The organism is Ktedonobacter sp. SOSP1-52 (genome assembly GCF_016587395.1).
Map to the genome: position 1 here is coordinate 432,882 of NZ_BNJH01000004.1, position 15,404 is coordinate 448,285.

General features: G+C 55.5%; 13 protein-coding genes. 8 read left to right on the top strand and 5 right to left on the bottom strand.

Annotation, left to right across the window (positions count from 1 at the left end):
* Positions 1–33 precede the first annotated feature (33 nt).
* Positions 34–915: a PHP domain-containing protein gene (locus tag JMJ16_RS36995; protein ID WP_201389763.1), complete on the top strand. Its 882-nt coding sequence runs from the start codon at positions 34–36 to the stop codon at positions 913–915.
* 46 nt (positions 916–961) lie between these two features.
* Here JMJ16_RS36995 and accC read toward each other — a convergent pair whose 3' ends face one another.
* A complete protein-coding gene (gene accC, locus JMJ16_RS37000; protein ID WP_201389764.1) occupies positions 962–2,527 on the bottom strand; it encodes an acetyl-CoA carboxylase biotin carboxylase subunit in 1,566 nt (521 codons plus the stop codon).
* A 232-nt stretch (positions 2,528–2,759) separates the two neighbouring features.
* Here accC and JMJ16_RS37005 point away from each other — a divergent pair, with 232 nt between their 5' ends.
* Complete coding sequence (locus JMJ16_RS37005) at positions 2,760–5,021, top strand: methyl-accepting chemotaxis protein (RefSeq protein ID WP_201389765.1); 2,262 nt, start codon at positions 2,760–2,762, stop codon at positions 5,019–5,021.
* 84 nt (positions 5,022–5,105) lie between these two features.
* Here JMJ16_RS37005 and JMJ16_RS37010 read toward each other — a convergent pair whose 3' ends face one another.
* From JMJ16_RS37010 to JMJ16_RS37025, 4 genes are all read right to left on the bottom strand, one after another.
* On the bottom strand, positions 5,106–5,936 hold the full coding sequence (locus JMJ16_RS37010) for an RNA methyltransferase (protein ID WP_201389766.1): 831 nt from the start codon (positions 5,934–5,936) through the stop codon (positions 5,106–5,108).
* Positions 5,937–6,030: 94 nt separating this feature from the next.
* Positions 6,031–6,396, bottom strand: a complete 366-nt coding sequence (rplT, locus tag JMJ16_RS37015) for a 50S ribosomal protein L20 (protein WP_007908520.1) — start codon at positions 6,394–6,396, stop codon at positions 6,031–6,033.
* Between the two features lie 35 nt (positions 6,397–6,431).
* Complete coding sequence (rpmI, locus tag JMJ16_RS37020; RefSeq protein WP_007908521.1) at positions 6,432–6,635, bottom strand: 50S ribosomal protein L35; 204 nt, start codon at positions 6,633–6,635, stop codon at positions 6,432–6,434.
* A 390-nt stretch (positions 6,636–7,025) separates the two neighbouring features.
* Positions 7,026–8,783 carry a hypothetical protein gene (locus JMJ16_RS37025; protein WP_201389768.1) on the bottom strand — a complete coding sequence of 586 codons (1,758 nt, stop codon included), beginning with the start codon at positions 8,781–8,783 and terminating at the stop codon, positions 7,026–7,028.
* 432 nt (positions 8,784–9,215) lie between these two features.
* Here JMJ16_RS37025 and rpsF point away from each other — a divergent pair, with 432 nt between their 5' ends.
* The 6 genes from rpsF (at position 9,216) to recJ (ending at position 15,348) form a co-directional block, all read left to right on the top strand.
* Positions 9,216–9,728 (top strand): 30S ribosomal protein S6, encoded by a 513-nt coding sequence (gene rpsF, locus JMJ16_RS37030; RefSeq protein ID WP_201389769.1) that lies wholly within the window; start codon positions 9,216–9,218, stop codon positions 9,726–9,728.
* A gap of 82 nt (positions 9,729–9,810) precedes the next feature.
* Positions 9,811–10,218, top strand: coding sequence for a single-stranded DNA-binding protein (locus JMJ16_RS37035; RefSeq protein WP_201389771.1), 408 nt, complete (start codon positions 9,811–9,813; stop codon positions 10,216–10,218).
* Positions 10,219–10,239: 21 nt separating this feature from the next.
* Positions 10,240–10,533: a 30S ribosomal protein S18 gene (gene rpsR, locus JMJ16_RS37040; RefSeq protein ID WP_374226773.1), complete on the top strand. Its 294-nt coding sequence runs from the start codon at positions 10,240–10,242 to the stop codon at positions 10,531–10,533.
* 134 nt (positions 10,534–10,667) lie between these two features.
* Positions 10,668–12,137, top strand: coding sequence for a peptidylprolyl isomerase (locus JMJ16_RS37045; RefSeq protein WP_201389772.1), 1,470 nt, complete (start codon positions 10,668–10,670; stop codon positions 12,135–12,137).
* A gap of 126 nt (positions 12,138–12,263) precedes the next feature.
* Positions 12,264–13,508, top strand: coding sequence for a radical SAM family heme chaperone HemW (gene hemW, locus JMJ16_RS37050; RefSeq protein WP_201389774.1), 1,245 nt, complete (start codon positions 12,264–12,266; stop codon positions 13,506–13,508).
* Positions 13,509–13,527: 19 nt separating this feature from the next.
* On the top strand, positions 13,528–15,348 hold the full coding sequence (gene recJ / locus JMJ16_RS37055) for a single-stranded-DNA-specific exonuclease RecJ (RefSeq protein ID WP_201389776.1): 1,821 nt from the start codon (positions 13,528–13,530) through the stop codon (positions 15,346–15,348).
* Positions 15,349–15,404: the final 56 nt, after the last annotated feature.

The window sequence follows — 15,404 nt, forward strand, 5'->3', positions numbered from 1 at the left end:
CCGTAAAGCATAGAAGAGGTACAAAGATCACTCATGAAAAATCTTGTCGATCTTCACACCCATTCCACGGCATCTGATGGCATCTATTCTCCCACGGAACTCCTGAGCCATGCTCACGAGGCTGGACTCAAGGTCATGGCCCTCACCGATCACGACAGCACCAATGGCTTGGACGAGGCACTGGAGGCCGCGCGCTCGTATGACATTGATTTGCTGCCTGGTATCGAGTTAAACACCGATTTCAGCGGGGGAGAGGTCCATGTCCTGGGATATTTCCTTGAGTACAAACGGCCAGCCTTTCAGCACATCTTGCAGAGCCTACGCAACGCGCGTGAGCATCGTGGGCAACGCATGGTTGAACAGTTGAATGAGGCTGGCATCCATATCACCTGGGAGCAGGTGCGCGAAATTGCCCGGGGATCGGTCGGGCGCCCCCACGTCGCGCGAGCCTTGCTTGAAGCAGGCTATGTCCAGAGCATCCCTGAGGCCTTCGAGAAATATATTGGCAACGGTCAGGTCGGCTACGTACCGCGCTATAAGCTGGCACCAATAGACGCCGTTCGCCTGATTGCCAGCGCCAACGGCCTGCCCGTCGTGGCGCATCCCTATGATCATCCAGGGGTCGTTCGCCTGCAAGAATGGCTGCCAGATCTCTGCAAGGCAGGACTCGTGGGGCTGGAGACCTACTACGGCTACTACTCCACAGAACAGGAGACAACCCTGCTCCAGTTAGCGAAAATCTATGGCCTCATCCCAACCGGAGGCTCAGATTTTCATGGGCCTGGCATCCATCCCACCCCTCTGGGTGGTCGCTATGTCCCCTATGAGGCCGTCGAACGCCTCAAGGCTGCCGCCGCCGCACGCCAGGGCCAGGAGCCTCCCACCTTTGAACTTCCCCATCCCGTCGAAGAATAAAAAATATATTGGGCTGGAATCAATGATTTCAACCCAATATATCTACCTATACACGCCAGACGGCTTCTCTCCAGCCTCGCTCGCGCCAGCGGCTATGTCCGCCTGCTCCATCTTCCTGGGGCTGCGTCCGAAGCTGCTTTTCCTTGATACTCGCATCCATTAGCAGGCTGGCGGCAAGCGCGGCGACCTGCTCAAGCGATGGCTCTTCCTGAGCATCCTGCTCCTCGAAAGTCTGCGCCTTATGCCCATCCCACTCTTGGGCGATAAAGTCTGTCGACATATCGCCTGCGAGAAAACGCGGTTGCTCCATCAGCCAGCGCGCAAAGGGCAACGTAGTGCGCACTCCCACCACCTGGTATTCAGCCAGGGCGCGGCGCATACGCGCGATGGCCTGCTCTCGATCCTTGCCCCAGACAACCAGCTTGGAAAGCAGCGGATCATAATACAGTGGCACCTGCAAGCCCGCATAGAGGCTACTCTCAACCCGCACACCCGGTCCGCCTGGCTCCTGCAACGCGCTTACAGTTCCAGTGGCAGGCAGGAAGCGGTTCTCGGGATCTTCCGCCGAGATGCGACACTCAATCGCAGACCCCCGCAAGACGATATCCTCCTGGGTAAAGGAGAGGGGTAGGCCCGCGGCCACGCGGAACTGTTCCTGGACAAGGTCAACTCCTGTGCACCATTCTGTGACAGGATGCTCGACCTGGATACGCGCATTGACCTCCAGGAAATAGAAATTACCATCTGGTCCAACCAGGAACTCCGCCGTGCCAGCGTTAACATAGCCAATAGAGCGAATCAAATTTAGCGCCGCCGAGGTCATACGCTCGCGCAATTCTTCATCGACAATAGGCGAGGGGCACTCTTCAATCAGCTTCTGGTGGCGACGCTGAATACTACACTCGCGCTCTCCCAGGTGAACCGCATTACCATGCGTATCAACGATAAACTGCACCTCGATATGGCGCGCGGGCGTAATAGCCTTCTCAAGGTAGACGCGTCCATCGCCAAAGGCGCTCTGAGCCTCGCTGCGTGCCGTCCGTAACGAGGATGAGAGATCCCTGGCCTCACGTACCAGGCGAATACCCTTGCCACCACCACCCGCCGCGGCTTTCAGCAGAATAGGATATCCCAGTTCCTCGGCAATCTCCAGCGCCACCTGGTCATCCTCTACATCTGCCATCGCGCCAGGAACAATGGGAACTCCCGCTGCCTGGGCAGTGCGGCGAGCCGCGGTCTTCTCACCCATCGCAAGCTGTGCCTCAACGGGAGGGCCCACAAAAATCAGTCCTGCCTGCTGGCAGGCACGCACGAACTCGGCGTTCTCCGCCAGAAAGCCATAACCGGGATGAACCGCCTGGGCGCCTGATTGCTTCGCGACTTCTAACAACGTTGGAATATGTAGATAGCTCTGTGACGCCTGGGCAGGTCCTATATGATACGCCTCGTCGGCCATACGTACGTGCAGGGCATCGCGATCCGCATCACTGTAGACAGCAACACTGCGCAAGCCTAGCTCGCGACAAGCACGAATGATGCGCAGCGCTATCTCCCCGCGGTTCACGATCAAAACTTTACGAAATGGCCAGAGATCAAGAGAGTTGGCATGCATATGAAGGCTCCTTCGACTTCAGGTATTTTTCCTTGACACAGTATAACATGCCATAAACATCGACGACTAGGAAAAAAAGGCCATTCTTTTGGAAGAGTATTTCTTTTCACTATAAAGTACGCTACACTCCAATGTAGCCCTTTCAAATCTGAAACTCACCACTCAGCAATGTGCCTTGTAGTCCACAATTCATAAAATCATCACCCTGCCGCCTGCGGAGGACACGCGTACAATGTTTAAGTCTATTGCGAATATTCCAATCTTTCGCCGCCTCTTCTACGCCTTTCTTTTGGCGGCAGTCGTTCCTGGCCTTATCATCATCATCCTTGGATTTGTCTTCACAAATACGATCAACGGTCGTAGTGCCCAACTGCGCTACGCGACAAACATGATCGAGGATAGCGCGTATATCAAATCGGAGATTCGCCTCTTGCGCGATCAGCCAGACTTGATTCGGTCTAACCTCTCCAATGGTGATCGCCTGACGAACTTTGTCCAGAACCTCGATGCCCAGGCCAGTGAGATTGATCGCAACCTCAGCCAATTTAAGGACAAGTATTCGCTTCAAGATTCCCCTAAGATGAAGGGTATTCTCGACGCCGTCACCGCTGATTCAGCCGACACCAATATTCCACATGTTCAGACGCAGACCCTTAACCTGCTAACAAGCACCACCTGGCGTCAATACTACGCGGCAGAACAGAGGCTGGATAACCACGATATGCCAAATGGCGACAAAACTGCTATCCTGAACGATCTCCAAACGTTAGATAGCAAATATAAAGAGCTCTCCGACCGCTGGGGCTTCGTTGATGTCTACGCGACCGAGATAAGCAACATTGTGGCCGATCCCGGAGCGTCCCTGAACAATACCCTTATCAGCGCGACCACCATCTCCTTCCTGTTTACTATCACCATCATCATCGTTATCGGTTACGTCGTCAACCGCACCATTACTGATCCCCTGCGCGACCTCGCTAACCTGACTAAGCGTATCGCCCGCGGCGAGACAAACGCACGCGCTAATATCGATGGACGCGACGAGATCTACACCGTCGCCACCTCCATGAATAATATGCTCGATAACATCGTTCGCCTGATTCAAGAGACACAATCGCAGCGCGACGTTCTACAAGGACAAGTTGAAAAGCTGGTGAGTGAGGTCAGTGGTGTTGGTGAAGGTGACCTGCGCGTTCAGGCTGAGGTCACCGCGGACGCTCTGGGTGTGCTGGCCGACTCCTTCAACTATATGGTTGAAGAGCTAGGTAGTCTGGTCGTACGCGTCAAGATGGTGGCAGGCGAGGTTGAAAAATCGGCTACCTCTACCCTCGACCGTATGACGCAGTTGGTAGAGACCGGCGACATTCAGATCGGCCAGATCGGTGAAGCCGAGGCCGTGGTCGAACAACTCGCATCCTCCAGCCGCCAGGTCGCCAGCCGTTCTCAAGTACTCCTGGAAGTAGCGAATCAGGCGCGTACCGATGCCCGCGCCGGTCGTAACTCGGTGTATCAAGCCATCGAAGGCATGGGACGCATCAACGAAAACGTACAGACCACTGCGAGTAAAGTCCAGAACCTGGGTGACCGCTCACGCGAAATCAATGAAATTGCTGAAGTTATCTCCAGCATCGCCCACCAGACAAATCGACTCGCGCTCGACGCCGCCATCCAGGCCGCCATGGCTGGTGAGAACGGTAAGGGCTTTGGCGCCGTTGCCGCCGACATCCGCCGCCTGGCCGAACGCTCAAAGGAGCAGGCAGGCTTTATTAACCGCCTGGTACGCAGCATTCGTGAAGACATTGGCGCGGTAGCAGTCTCCATGCAAGATACGCAGCGCGAGACGGCTGGTGGAGCACAATTGACGCAGCAGGCCGGTATCTCCCTGGGTTCGATCTTCGCCGCCATTGAAAACCAGGCCCGTGAAATTGATGGCATCAACCAGCTAGCCGTTGAACAGCTCACATCAACTGGCTCCGTCGTAAATCTGATGCATGCCGTCTCGGAGTCGACGCATCAGAGCAACGCGAGCACACGCGATGCCTCCGAGAACATGGAGCGCCTGGCACGCCTGGTTGAACAGCTACGCGCCTCGGTGGAAGCCTTTAAGCTACGCGAAAATGAAGGCTATCTCGCCCCTAATAGCAACGCTCGCATCTCGGTCGACGATGGAAACAATCCTGGAGTCCCCATGACAAACACGTTCCGCACTGTCTCATCAACCGCCATGCCAGCCTATTCGCCAAATTCAGATAATCACGGCTTCGATAATGGCTACGGTGATTTTAATCAGTTCTCGCCCCAGTTCCCGATCGAAGCTCAGGCCAACAGCAGAAGGTGGAATGCAGGGCGGCCACCAACCAGCAATAATCCACCTCGCTTGAATGCTCCCCAGCAAAACGGGCAGCCGTACAATAACGGTGGCGACTACAATGGCAATAACAATAGCAATGGCAGCCGAGGCTATCCACAGAAGCCGCAAAATTCGAACTGGTAATCAACAAGCGAAAAAGAGGACGCTGTCACAAATGACAGCGTCCTCTTTTTCGTCTACCAGCTGTAGGATCCAAGCTCGCTTGGACTATCTGCAAGCTACAGAACGTTGGCGTACCGCCTCATAGAGCAGAATGCCCGCAGCCATTGCGGCGTTGAGCGACTCAATGCCAGCCGCCTGGGGGATAGCTACAGGGATGGTTGCCAGGGCACGCGCGGCCTGCGAAGGACCATGCGCCTCGTTTCCGATGATGAGCGCAAAAGGCGCCACGAGATCGAGGTCGAAGTACACATTGGGGCTGTGTGCCTCTGCCATCAATACCCGCTCCTGGCAATGTGCCCGCACGCGCTCCTGAATCTCATCCCAGTTGACATTGCTCTCAACAGGCAAGAAGAGATGAGCGCCAGCAGCAGAACGAATCACCTTGGGGTTAAAACAATCGACACAGTTGGGTGTCAGAAGCACACGCTCAACATCAGCGGCCAGGGCGGTACGCATAATGGTCCCCATATTGCCTGGATCAGCCAGGTCGTCCAGAATCAGGAGCGCGGGACGCGATGCGGGTGCACGTCGCCGGGTCACGGTCGCGGCCTCAAAGGCCGCCAGGTCCATGACACACACAATTCCCTGAGAGGTCTGCACGTCGCTAATGGCTTCCATTACCCGCTCACTGACGTCAAAGAGCCGCTGCTCGCCCAATTCGGCGTTTTTCACCCGCTCAAGTAAGAGTCGCGTCTCAGCCTGGCGCTGCATGACCTCCGGCTGGTAGTATATCTCCAGCGGAATCATCCCCGCGTCCAGCAGCGCCAGCAAGAGGTGTGGTCCCTCTAAAAGGCACTGGCCACTCTTTTTACGCCCACGCGTGGTATGCAAACGCTGTAGCTTACTCACACGCGGATTAGCTGTACTACTAATCAATGTTATGTTTTTCCCTCTGTAGCAGGAGCGCAAAAGAATGCGCCGGAACCAGCATGCTGGTTCCGGCGCATTCTTTTGCGCTCCTGCTACAATCTTACTTGGCGGCTTCAACAGCCGCGAGCGCGGCCTTCACCACAGCGCTAAAGGCGTCCATGTCATTGACGGCCATCTCAGCAAGAATCTTGCGGTCAACGTCGATGTTGGCAACATGAATGGCGTGCATCAAAGTGCTATAAGAAATTCCATGCATACGCGCGGCGGCGTTGATACGTGTGATCCAGAGGCTACGCATATCGCGCTTGCGGTTACGGCGGTCGCGATACATGTAAGCCATTGAACGCATGACTGATTCATGCGCCGGGCGGAATAAGCGCTTGCGTGTACCACGGTGGCCTTCCGCAAATTGTAAAAGTTTTTTATGCTTCTTGTGGGCAGGTACGCCACGTTTTACTCTTGGCATAGTTCTTTAGAATCCTCCGTTTCGAATCTTAACAACTAGAAGGCGTAAGGCAGCAAGCGCTTCAGACGACGTGTATCGGCTGTCGCGAGCTGGAACTTCTTGTCGGCCGATTGGGTGAAATGGGAGGACTTGTTGGTGCGCAGGTGGTTGATGGCCACTTTACGACGCATGAACTTGCCAGAGCCGGTCACCTGGACCCGCTTGGCCATGGCTTTGTGTGTCTTCAGTTTCTGCTTCATGACTCTTCTTTCCATTTCTGGCGGGGTAGACAATAAATGAGAGCAACTGCTTTCTATGCAGCCATACCTCTTCACAATCCTCATGGCTGCCTGTGTTTCCCACACAAAAACAGCCGCTCAATTGCTAACGCAGCGCATCAATCTTTTCTCTCTGTAGTCTCATGCTCTCATATCAAGAACAGCCAACAGCGTGAGGATCGAAGGCACCTACATCAGAAGAGGGCGGTACTATAACGTATCCCGCAATGCTTGAATGCTAAATTTTTCAGCCCTTTCAAGCAATAAGCACTCCATCAAAGGCGCAGAGAAGCCTTTTTCAAGAGATATTCCCCGCTTGCGTGAACGATTATAGCATAACTGGCTCTCTCTTCGCAATATGCAGCCTTCCCTTTAAGGTATATTTCTTTTGAAGCCGCGCAGAGAGGGCCTGGAGAGCCAGCCAGGGCGCGAAAGGCGGCTGCTAAAGCGGCTTAGCCCACGCCGAGGCTTGACCGGCTCCTCGGGAACACTACGCGCGCGTGCCATACGCCAGGCTGCACATATACAGAGTCCCCATCCCCAGAGCAGAAACGGGAGGCAGATACCCAGCAAGCCAGCCAGTTCCCAACCGGGCTGCTGTAGCCCATAGTCATACGTGGCAAGCGCGCCAATCTGGAGCAGGAAGAGTAAGGCCAGGCTACGCCAACTCCCAGTACACAGCAATAACGCCAGAGGCAGCAACAAACTTGCTGGTCGATATACTGGATGCAGATAAGCCAGCAATAATAGCAACCAGGCCGCACAAAAAGCGAGTAGTTCTAGCGTCTGAGCCAGCCAGAGGCTAAAGCCAAGAAAGCACGCCATTACTACTAGCTCACCCACCACCCACCACGAAGGTTGCCACATATCTGTAACCCAGCCAGGATGGCCCCTGATAAGTGCAAGCAGGCCCGCCTCCAATGAAGCACGCGCCTCTGGCGACCAGAAGATCATCTGCCCCTGCTGGAGCAGACCCCCTCCTCCCCAACCTTGCCAATACGGCAGATAGGTAAGCCCCAGCGCAAAAAAGCTCAGCACACACAACAGAGTCCACTGCCCAAGACGTCGCCAGCGCGAGGCATGCCGTAGCGCGTTCTCCCGGATAAAGAAGCCTGCACAGAGCGGGAGCAGTACGACACAGGGAGGATACATCAGCATTGCCAGCAGTAGAAAGAGCCAGCCAACCAGCAAAGCCCCGCGCAACCAGCACCAGAGCACGACGCATAGCAGGCAAATTACCACGGTCTCCACATGCATCTGCGCGATACCCAGTGCCAGTACCAGGGGATTCCAGGCATATAGTAGCACGGCCGAAATCCGCCATTCTGGCTTCTGGTGCTTCGTCAACTGCCAGAGCAGAGCTATCGTCAAGAAGTAAGCCACGCTCCCAAGCAAGCGCAAACCCAGCACCTGCCATCCCACATGCTCCCGCGCCACCAGTGTGAGTAGTAAGTTTATATCTAGCCATGCCGGGCCATATGCTGCGGCAGGGGTGAGATGCCCCCCTAGCGCCATGACAGCCACATCTTGAGGAAACATCTGTGGGCTCACAAGGTAAGGATTTACCGCGTAAAGAACTATCAAGCGCCCATATAAACTTGAATGTAAGATATCGCTGGCCAGGAGGCTACTGCCCAGCGGTGCAAAGAGCATCAGCACGACAAAGAGGGCAGCCCAACCAACGATGCTACCAAGCAGAATACCTTGAGCAGCACGATCCTGGTAGCGTGCCGCTCGCACGCCCCAACGCCAGAGCAGCGCCTGTACCAGCAGTGCGAGCAAGAACATCAGCCCCTGCCACCAGCCAGCATCTAGTGGGAGCTTCTCCTCCAAAAGGTGATAGATGCCAGACAGCCAGGGCCAGAGCGTAGCCAGGCTAGCCTGCATAGGCGCAAAGCCCAGACGAAGCCAGGATGGGTAGAGCGCGACCAGGCAGAGGCCCAATCCAGCACCCAGGCCATACAAGCTCAAAAGCCAGCGCCCAAAGCCAGGAGGACGCTCCCCCTTTAGCAGAGCCTGAGCATACCTGCGCATACGCGTTATACCAGGAGTAGTAGGCAACGACTCAATAAACTCACGCTCTTGTGTATAAGTTGAAGTCATCCCTCTATGGGGCGCTCGCTGTGACATAGCCAATCCTTACCATATAAAAAGTACTGATCAGAGCACACAAACCCAAAACATGAATTTGGCGTACATTGGAAATAAACGCCAAAAACTCCCCACTTTTCTTTCCGCTTTGCCAGATTTAGGGTGTATAAAAAGAATAGGTAGATACAAAGAGTCACTTGCCCGACTCTATTGTCAGTTAGAATGAACAATGTTATAATAGCGTGGTACTGATGCCCACAATAGCCGCTGCTGGTACCTGTTACCTACAGATACCCGTCGTGATGGCAGTGGATGTCGCTCCCACGCTTGAGCGTGGGACAATTTGTTATAAGCCGCCAATTCGTGCGCGGCATCTGTCACTTGCATCGTTCAACTGGAATTGATGCTCCACCTAGCCCTGGCAGAAAAAATACCTGACCAGGGTCGAACCCACAGGAAGGAGGGGGCTTCGTGAGAAGAGATTATGAACTGGCTTTCATTCTCAACCCCGAAGTCAGCGAAGAGGAGACACGCGCCATTCTGGATCGTGTCGAACAGATCGTCGCAAATTATGGCGGTCAGATTGTAAAGGTGAATAATTGGGGACGTCGGCGTCTCGCTTATCCTATCGAGCGACACCGCGACGGCATTTATGTATTCATTGATATGATCCTGACCCCGGAGACGGTAGCCGAAATCGAGCGTACGCTCAAGGTTTCGGAGTCTGTCCTTCGTTATATGACCAAGAAACGTGACCCCAAAGCAGTGCAGAAGGAGCGCGAGGATCGTGAGGCCCGCGAGGCACGTGCAGCCGAAGCTGCCGCCGCCGCTGCTGCTCCCGCCAGCGAGGGTGAGGCGCCGACCAGCGAGCAGGAAGAGACCCCCGAGGTCGCTACTGCCGAGGCCAGCACTGAGAGCAGCCCCGCTACTGCATCCGAGGAGGGACCCGTCCCCCCCAGCTCTGAGGAGTCTGTTGAGGCTTAGTTGTCACATGTCAGGGCATGTTCGTTCTAACTCTCAATCATAGGTCAGGGCAGTTTTACGGGCGAAAGGATTTGTTTGAGACATGAACAAAATTTTGTTGATTGGAAACCTGGGTCGCGACCCGGAGATGAGCTACCTTCAAGATGGCACCGCTATCACCAAGTTCAGCCTGGCGGTCAGTCGTCCCGCACGCAGTAGCGGCGGTGAACGTGAGCGCGAAACTGACTGGTATAATGTTACTGCTTGGCGTCAACTCGCTGAACGTTGTAGTCAATACCTTCATAAAGGCTCTAAAGTCTATGTTGAGGGTCGTCTTGTCCAGCGTAAATACATGGACAAGTCCGGCGTTGAACGAGTGTCTATCGATGTTACGTTAACAGACATGGAAATGCTCACACCCAAAAATCAACAGCCCGAGGGTGCCCCTGCTGGTGTTGGCGGAGGAAACTTCGACGACGACCTGGGAGACTTAGGCGATCATCCCTTCTAGTCAGATAGAAGGAGACTATCAGTGCAGAGACGTACTGATTCTACCTCCGCCCCTCGCCCACGACGCGAGGGCGGACGCGGAGAGCGTGGCTCTCGCCGCAAAATTTGCCAGTTCTGCCACGATCATGTTCGTGAGATCGACTATAAAGATGCCAGCCGCTTCATGAAGCGCTACATCTCGGATCGTGGTAAGATCGAGCCGCGCCGCAAAACCGGCACCTGCGCCAAGCATCAGCGCGGTTTGAGCACAGCGATCAAGCAAGCCCGCTATATGGCCTTGCTTCCTTATACCGCCGAGCACATTCGCGGAATGTAAACAGTGGTAACCATTTGGGCCTTTCCTCTTACGGGAGAGGCCCATGTGTAAATTTCCAACTTCATCCCTTACTCCCAGTTCTCCCTCGTAGTTCAGTTCTGGATATCCGCTGGATTTCCTCACTGGAGGTTTTGATGAACAGTCAAACAGCGCGTCGCCCCGAGAAAACAAAAAACACGCGCCCTGCAAGAAGCCGCAAATACGCGAAACAGACAGCTCATGTCGAGGCCCGGCGCGATAGAACACCCTTAATTTTTGGTTGGGGAGGCCACCTTTCTCGCACCGAAAAAACACGCCTACAACGTCGTGCTATTTGGGTCCTTGCCGCTCTCATCGCCCTCACCATCGTGGGCACAGTCGTCTTTTCATGGGTCAATATCAACGTTATCATTCCTAATCACACCATCACCTCCGTTAATGGTGAGAATATCCCGCTGGCGAACTTCCGCAAGATGGCCGCACTTCAGGCCCAGATGCGCCTGAATAGCATCAATAATCTCACCAAACAGGGCGATTCCCTCACCAAGCAATCATCAGATCTGCAAAAGACCATCGACTCGACCAATAAACAGATCGATGACCTTAATAAGCAGATCAAGGCCCTGCCCGCCGACCAGAAGGACCAGCATGATGCCTTGACCAAGCAGGTCACCGACGCTCAGGCCAAGGTGAAGGATACACAGACGAAAAAAGATACTCTGGATGCCCAGTCCAACGATATCCTGCAAAACCAGATCCCCAACGCGAAGCAGCTCTATACCCAGTCGCAGGTCGCCAATGATAGCTCCGACTGGCTCCAGCAAGACGCCATGATTCGCCAATGGGAGGCCAATCAGGGCGCGAATGTACGCACCCAGATCGATCCAGCACCCAACACCATTACTCAGGCTTTCAATGCCTTCAAGGCCGATACTGCGTCTTCCAATGGCGGCTACTCGCAATTCCTGAGCAGCGACAATGTCAGCGATCAGGATATCCACGATATGATCACCATCAAGGTCCGCCGCGATAATATGCAGAAATACCTGGCCGGACAGTACACCACTCCCGCCTACCAGGTCCAGGCACGCGGTATGACCCTGGATACCCAGGCCGATGCTCAGAAGGCCCTCGATCGCCTGCATAAGGGCGATGATTTCGCAAAAGTGGCGAAAGATATGTCCAAGGACGTCAACACCAATACCAAGGGTGGCGACTTCGGCTGGCTGGTCAACGGCCAGTACTCACTAGACTACGCACAAAAAGTCGGGGGCGTCGTCGATAACTGGCTCTTCGCTTCACAGCGCAAAGTCAATGAGCTCAGTCCTATCATCTCCGATGCGGGCACCTTCCACATCGTGCAGATTACAGGGATCCAGCAGTCACGTGCCGTCGATAGCGCCAAGCTGCAATCGCTCAAGGGCAGCGCCTTAGACCTCTGGCTTGTGAAGCAGAAAGCGCTTCTCGGCTCGAAGATTACGGCCACCGATATCGATACGATTCTCGATGCGTCAAATCTGCCCTCTAGCGTTCCTGTTTCGCCGCCTGCACAGCAGAACCAGGATGGTTCAGGCACTGGCCTGCCCAGCGGCCTGCCTGGGCAGGATCCCACAAGCGGCCAATAGTTTTATACACTGTTCTCGCGCTCGTGCAGGCGCTCATAGCGTACCCGCACGAGCCTGGGTCGACCAGACACCATGGATGGTCGACCCTTCGCGCTATCTAAGCCAGTTGAGGATGAGCTTTTCACTATGACCAGCTTTGCACCCGCTACAACCCAACAGAGAGATCCCCTCCCCCAGGAGCTTCTACGGACCGAACCCATTGAAGATCTCCTGGAGACAGCCTCGCTCTATCTTCATATCCCCTTTTGCCATACACGCTGCTACTACTGCGACTTTAATACCTACGCCGGTATCCTCCCCCTGCGCGAACCCTATGTGCGGGCACTCCTGCACGAAATAGAACTGACGGGTCTGCAAGCAAGACATCCTGATGGCACTCCACGTCGCTCACGCACCATCTTCTTTGGCGGAGGCACCCCCAGCTTATTAACTGTCGCTCAGATTACGCGCCTGCTCGACACCTGCCGCCAGGCTTTCGCGCTTGACCCAGAGGCAGAGATCACACTGGAGGCCAATCCAGGTACCCTCTCCCAGGAGCAACTTGCCGGCATCCGCGAGGCAGGCATCAATCGCCTGAGCATGGGCGCCCAGAGCTATGACGCCGCGCTCTTGCAGAAGCTGGGACGCATCCATAATCCAGACGAGATTACCCAGGCTGTCCAGTTCGCGCGCGCCGCGGGCTTTACCTCCATCAACCTGGACTTTATGTTCGGCCTGCCCGACCAGACCATGCAACACTGGCGCGAAACGCTTGACCGCGCCCTCGACCTGCATCCAGAGCATTTCTCCCTCTACTCGCTTATCATCGAAGAGGGCACCCCCTTCCACCAGTGGGTCGCGGAGAAACGCATCACCCCGGGCGACGAAGACCTGTGCGCGGACATGTATGAATACGCCGACGAGCGCCTGCGCGCCGCGGGCTATATCAACTACGAAATCTCTAACTGGGCGCTCCCTGGTCACCATAGCCGCCATAACCTGACCTACTGGCAGAATCTGCCCTACATCGGCATGGGCGCTGGCGCCTCTTCCTTCTTTGGCAAGAAACGCTATACCGACGAGCGCGATCCGCAGGCATATATCAAAAGGCTCAAGCGCGATGAGATCCCCGTCATAGAGAGCGAGAGCGAGGAGGTAGATCAGGCTCAGGCGATGTCTGAAACAGCTTTCCTGGGACTGCGGACCGCGATGGGTCTGCACCTGCCTACCTTTGAACGCCGCTTCGCCCAGCCTTTCGCCCAGTTCGTGGGGGATCGCCTGCACATCGTTGACGAAGCGGGACTACTGGAACAGGTAGGCGACTGGCTGCGCCTGAGCCAGCGCGGACGCCTCCTTGGCAACGAGGTCTTTCTCCGCCTGCTGCCAGACTAACTGAAAGGGAGGCGACACTATGGCATCATCGGCAAATTTTTCCTCTTCCACCTGGGATGTCTTTCCCCAGCTAAGCGCAGAACAATTTAAACAACTCGGCACACGTACACAATATGAACGTATTCGCGCTCAACTGCTCTATAATCGCGGCATAGAAGAAACATCCAGAATGCGCTCCTTCCTGGAGGCACGCTATGAGAACCTGCTCGATCCTAGCAAGCTGATCAACATGGACCGAGCTGTAACACGTATTCAGCAGGCCCTGGCGGAGCGCGAGCATATCACGGTCTATGGCGACTACGACGCCGATGGCGTAACCTCCTCAGCGCTCCTCTACCGCGCGCTGCGCACTCTCAAACATCCTGAGGCGCCACTCAGCTTTCATATTCCTCACCGCCTCAATGATGGCTGTGGACTCAACCTCCACGCCCTGGATATGCTTAAAGCACGCGGCACCATGCTTATCATTACTACCGATTGCGCTAGCTCGGATGTAGAGCAAGTGGAGTATGCGCGTACGCTGGGCATCGATGTCATTATTACCGATCACCACCGCCCACCCGAAGAATTGCCTCGCGCCTATGCCATGGTCAATCCCTGGCGCCCAGACTGCGAATACGGCGAGCGTTACCTCTGCGGGGCTGGGATAGCCTTCAAACTGGTACAGGCCCTCTACCGGGCATATAGGCACCCTGTAGAGGATGCGCAAGACCTGCTTGACCTGGTCGCGATTGGTACCGTCGCCGACATCGCTCCCTTGCTCGGTGAGAATCATACCCTCACGCGCCTGGGCCTGCACAAACTCAATCGTACTCAGAAGCCCGGCCTGCTCGAACTGGTTCGGCGCTCTACCCTCCAGATGGGTCATATTCGCGAACGCGATATTGCCTTCGCCATCGCGCCACGCATCAACGCCGCCGGGCGCATGAAAGAGGCCAGCATCGCCTTTGATCTCCTCACGACCGACGACACACACGAGGCCACACGCATCGCTGCTGAACTGGACAGTCTGAATCAAGGGCGCCAACAAGAGACCGAGGAGCTGATGCGAAACGTGCGTACCCAGGCCCAGACCCAGTCCGAGCTTCCCGTGATCCTGGTGCGAGGTGAGGACTGGCACGAAGGCATCATTGGCCTGGTGGCAGGCAAACTCGCCGAAGAGGTACAGAAACCCGTCCTGGTCTTGAGCGATAATCACGCGACCAGTCTCAGCCGTGGCTCAGCCCGCAGCCCTAAAGATTTCAATATCATCGAGGCCCTGCGCGGCTTCGATGGCACCTTTGAGCGCTATGGCGGCCATGCCCAGGCCGCGGGCTTCACCCTCCAGCAGGCTTCTATTGAGAAGCTACACCAGCACCTGATCGCCTGGAAGGAGAATGGTGGAGCAAGCGTTCCCGCGCAGATTGAGGGCACTCAACTCCCCGATCAAACTGGCCTGGTTGTCGAGAGTACCCAGGAGAGCGAGGAGATTCCGCTCCCACCCCGTATGATCGACCTGGAGTTCAACCACCTGCATCTCCAGGACCTCAATCACGAGTTGTATAAAGAGATTCATCAACTGGCCCCCTTCGGCGCGGGCAATCCCGAGCCAGTCTTCAAGATGAAGCACCTGACCATTAAAAGCAAGTGGCTCTCGGGACGCGAGAAGCAGAATTTGAGCCTGCGCCTGGAGCAAAAAGGCGCTCGCACACAACTGCAAGGCACCTTTGTACGCGGTGCCGCGCATTTCGAGAGCCTGCGCGAGGTCACTCAGGTCAACATCATCTTCCACCTGGAAGTCTACGAGGACAGCATTGGTCCCAGCACACGCCTCAAATTACTCGACATCGAACCCCTGTAGAGGCAAAAGAAAAGAGGGCGGCGGAACTTGCTCCGCCACCCTCTTTTCTTTTGCCT

Excerpts from the sequence above, each read along its gene's own strand:
- hemW (WP_201389774.1), top strand. The coding sequence starts at position 12,264 with ATGACCAGCTTTGCACCCGCTACAACCCAACAGAGAGATCCCCTCCCC.
- rpmI (WP_007908521.1), bottom strand. The coding sequence starts at position 6,635 with ATGAAGCAGAAACTGAAGACACACAAAGCCATGGCCAAGCGGGTCCAG.
- JMJ16_RS36995 (WP_201389763.1), top strand. The coding sequence starts at position 34 with ATGAAAAATCTTGTCGATCTTCACACCCATTCCACGGCATCTGATGGC.
- JMJ16_RS37035 (WP_201389771.1), top strand. The coding sequence starts at position 9,811 with ATGAACAAAATTTTGTTGATTGGAAACCTGGGTCGCGACCCGGAGATG.
- recJ (WP_201389776.1), top strand. The coding sequence starts at position 13,528 with ATGGCATCATCGGCAAATTTTTCCTCTTCCACCTGGGATGTCTTTCCC.
- JMJ16_RS37005 (WP_201389765.1), top strand. The coding sequence starts at position 2,760 with ATGTTTAAGTCTATTGCGAATATTCCAATCTTTCGCCGCCTCTTCTAC.
- rplT (WP_007908520.1), bottom strand. The coding sequence starts at position 6,396 with ATGCCAAGAGTAAAACGTGGCGTACCTGCCCACAAGAAGCATAAAAAA.
- accC (WP_201389764.1), bottom strand. The coding sequence starts at position 2,527 with ATGCATGCCAACTCTCTTGATCTCTGGCCATTTCGTAAAGTTTTGATC.
- JMJ16_RS37045 (WP_201389772.1), top strand. The coding sequence starts at position 10,668 with ATGAACAGTCAAACAGCGCGTCGCCCCGAGAAAACAAAAAACACGCGC.
- JMJ16_RS37025 (WP_201389768.1), bottom strand. The coding sequence starts at position 8,783 with ATGTCACAGCGAGCGCCCCATAGAGGGATGACTTCAACTTATACACAA.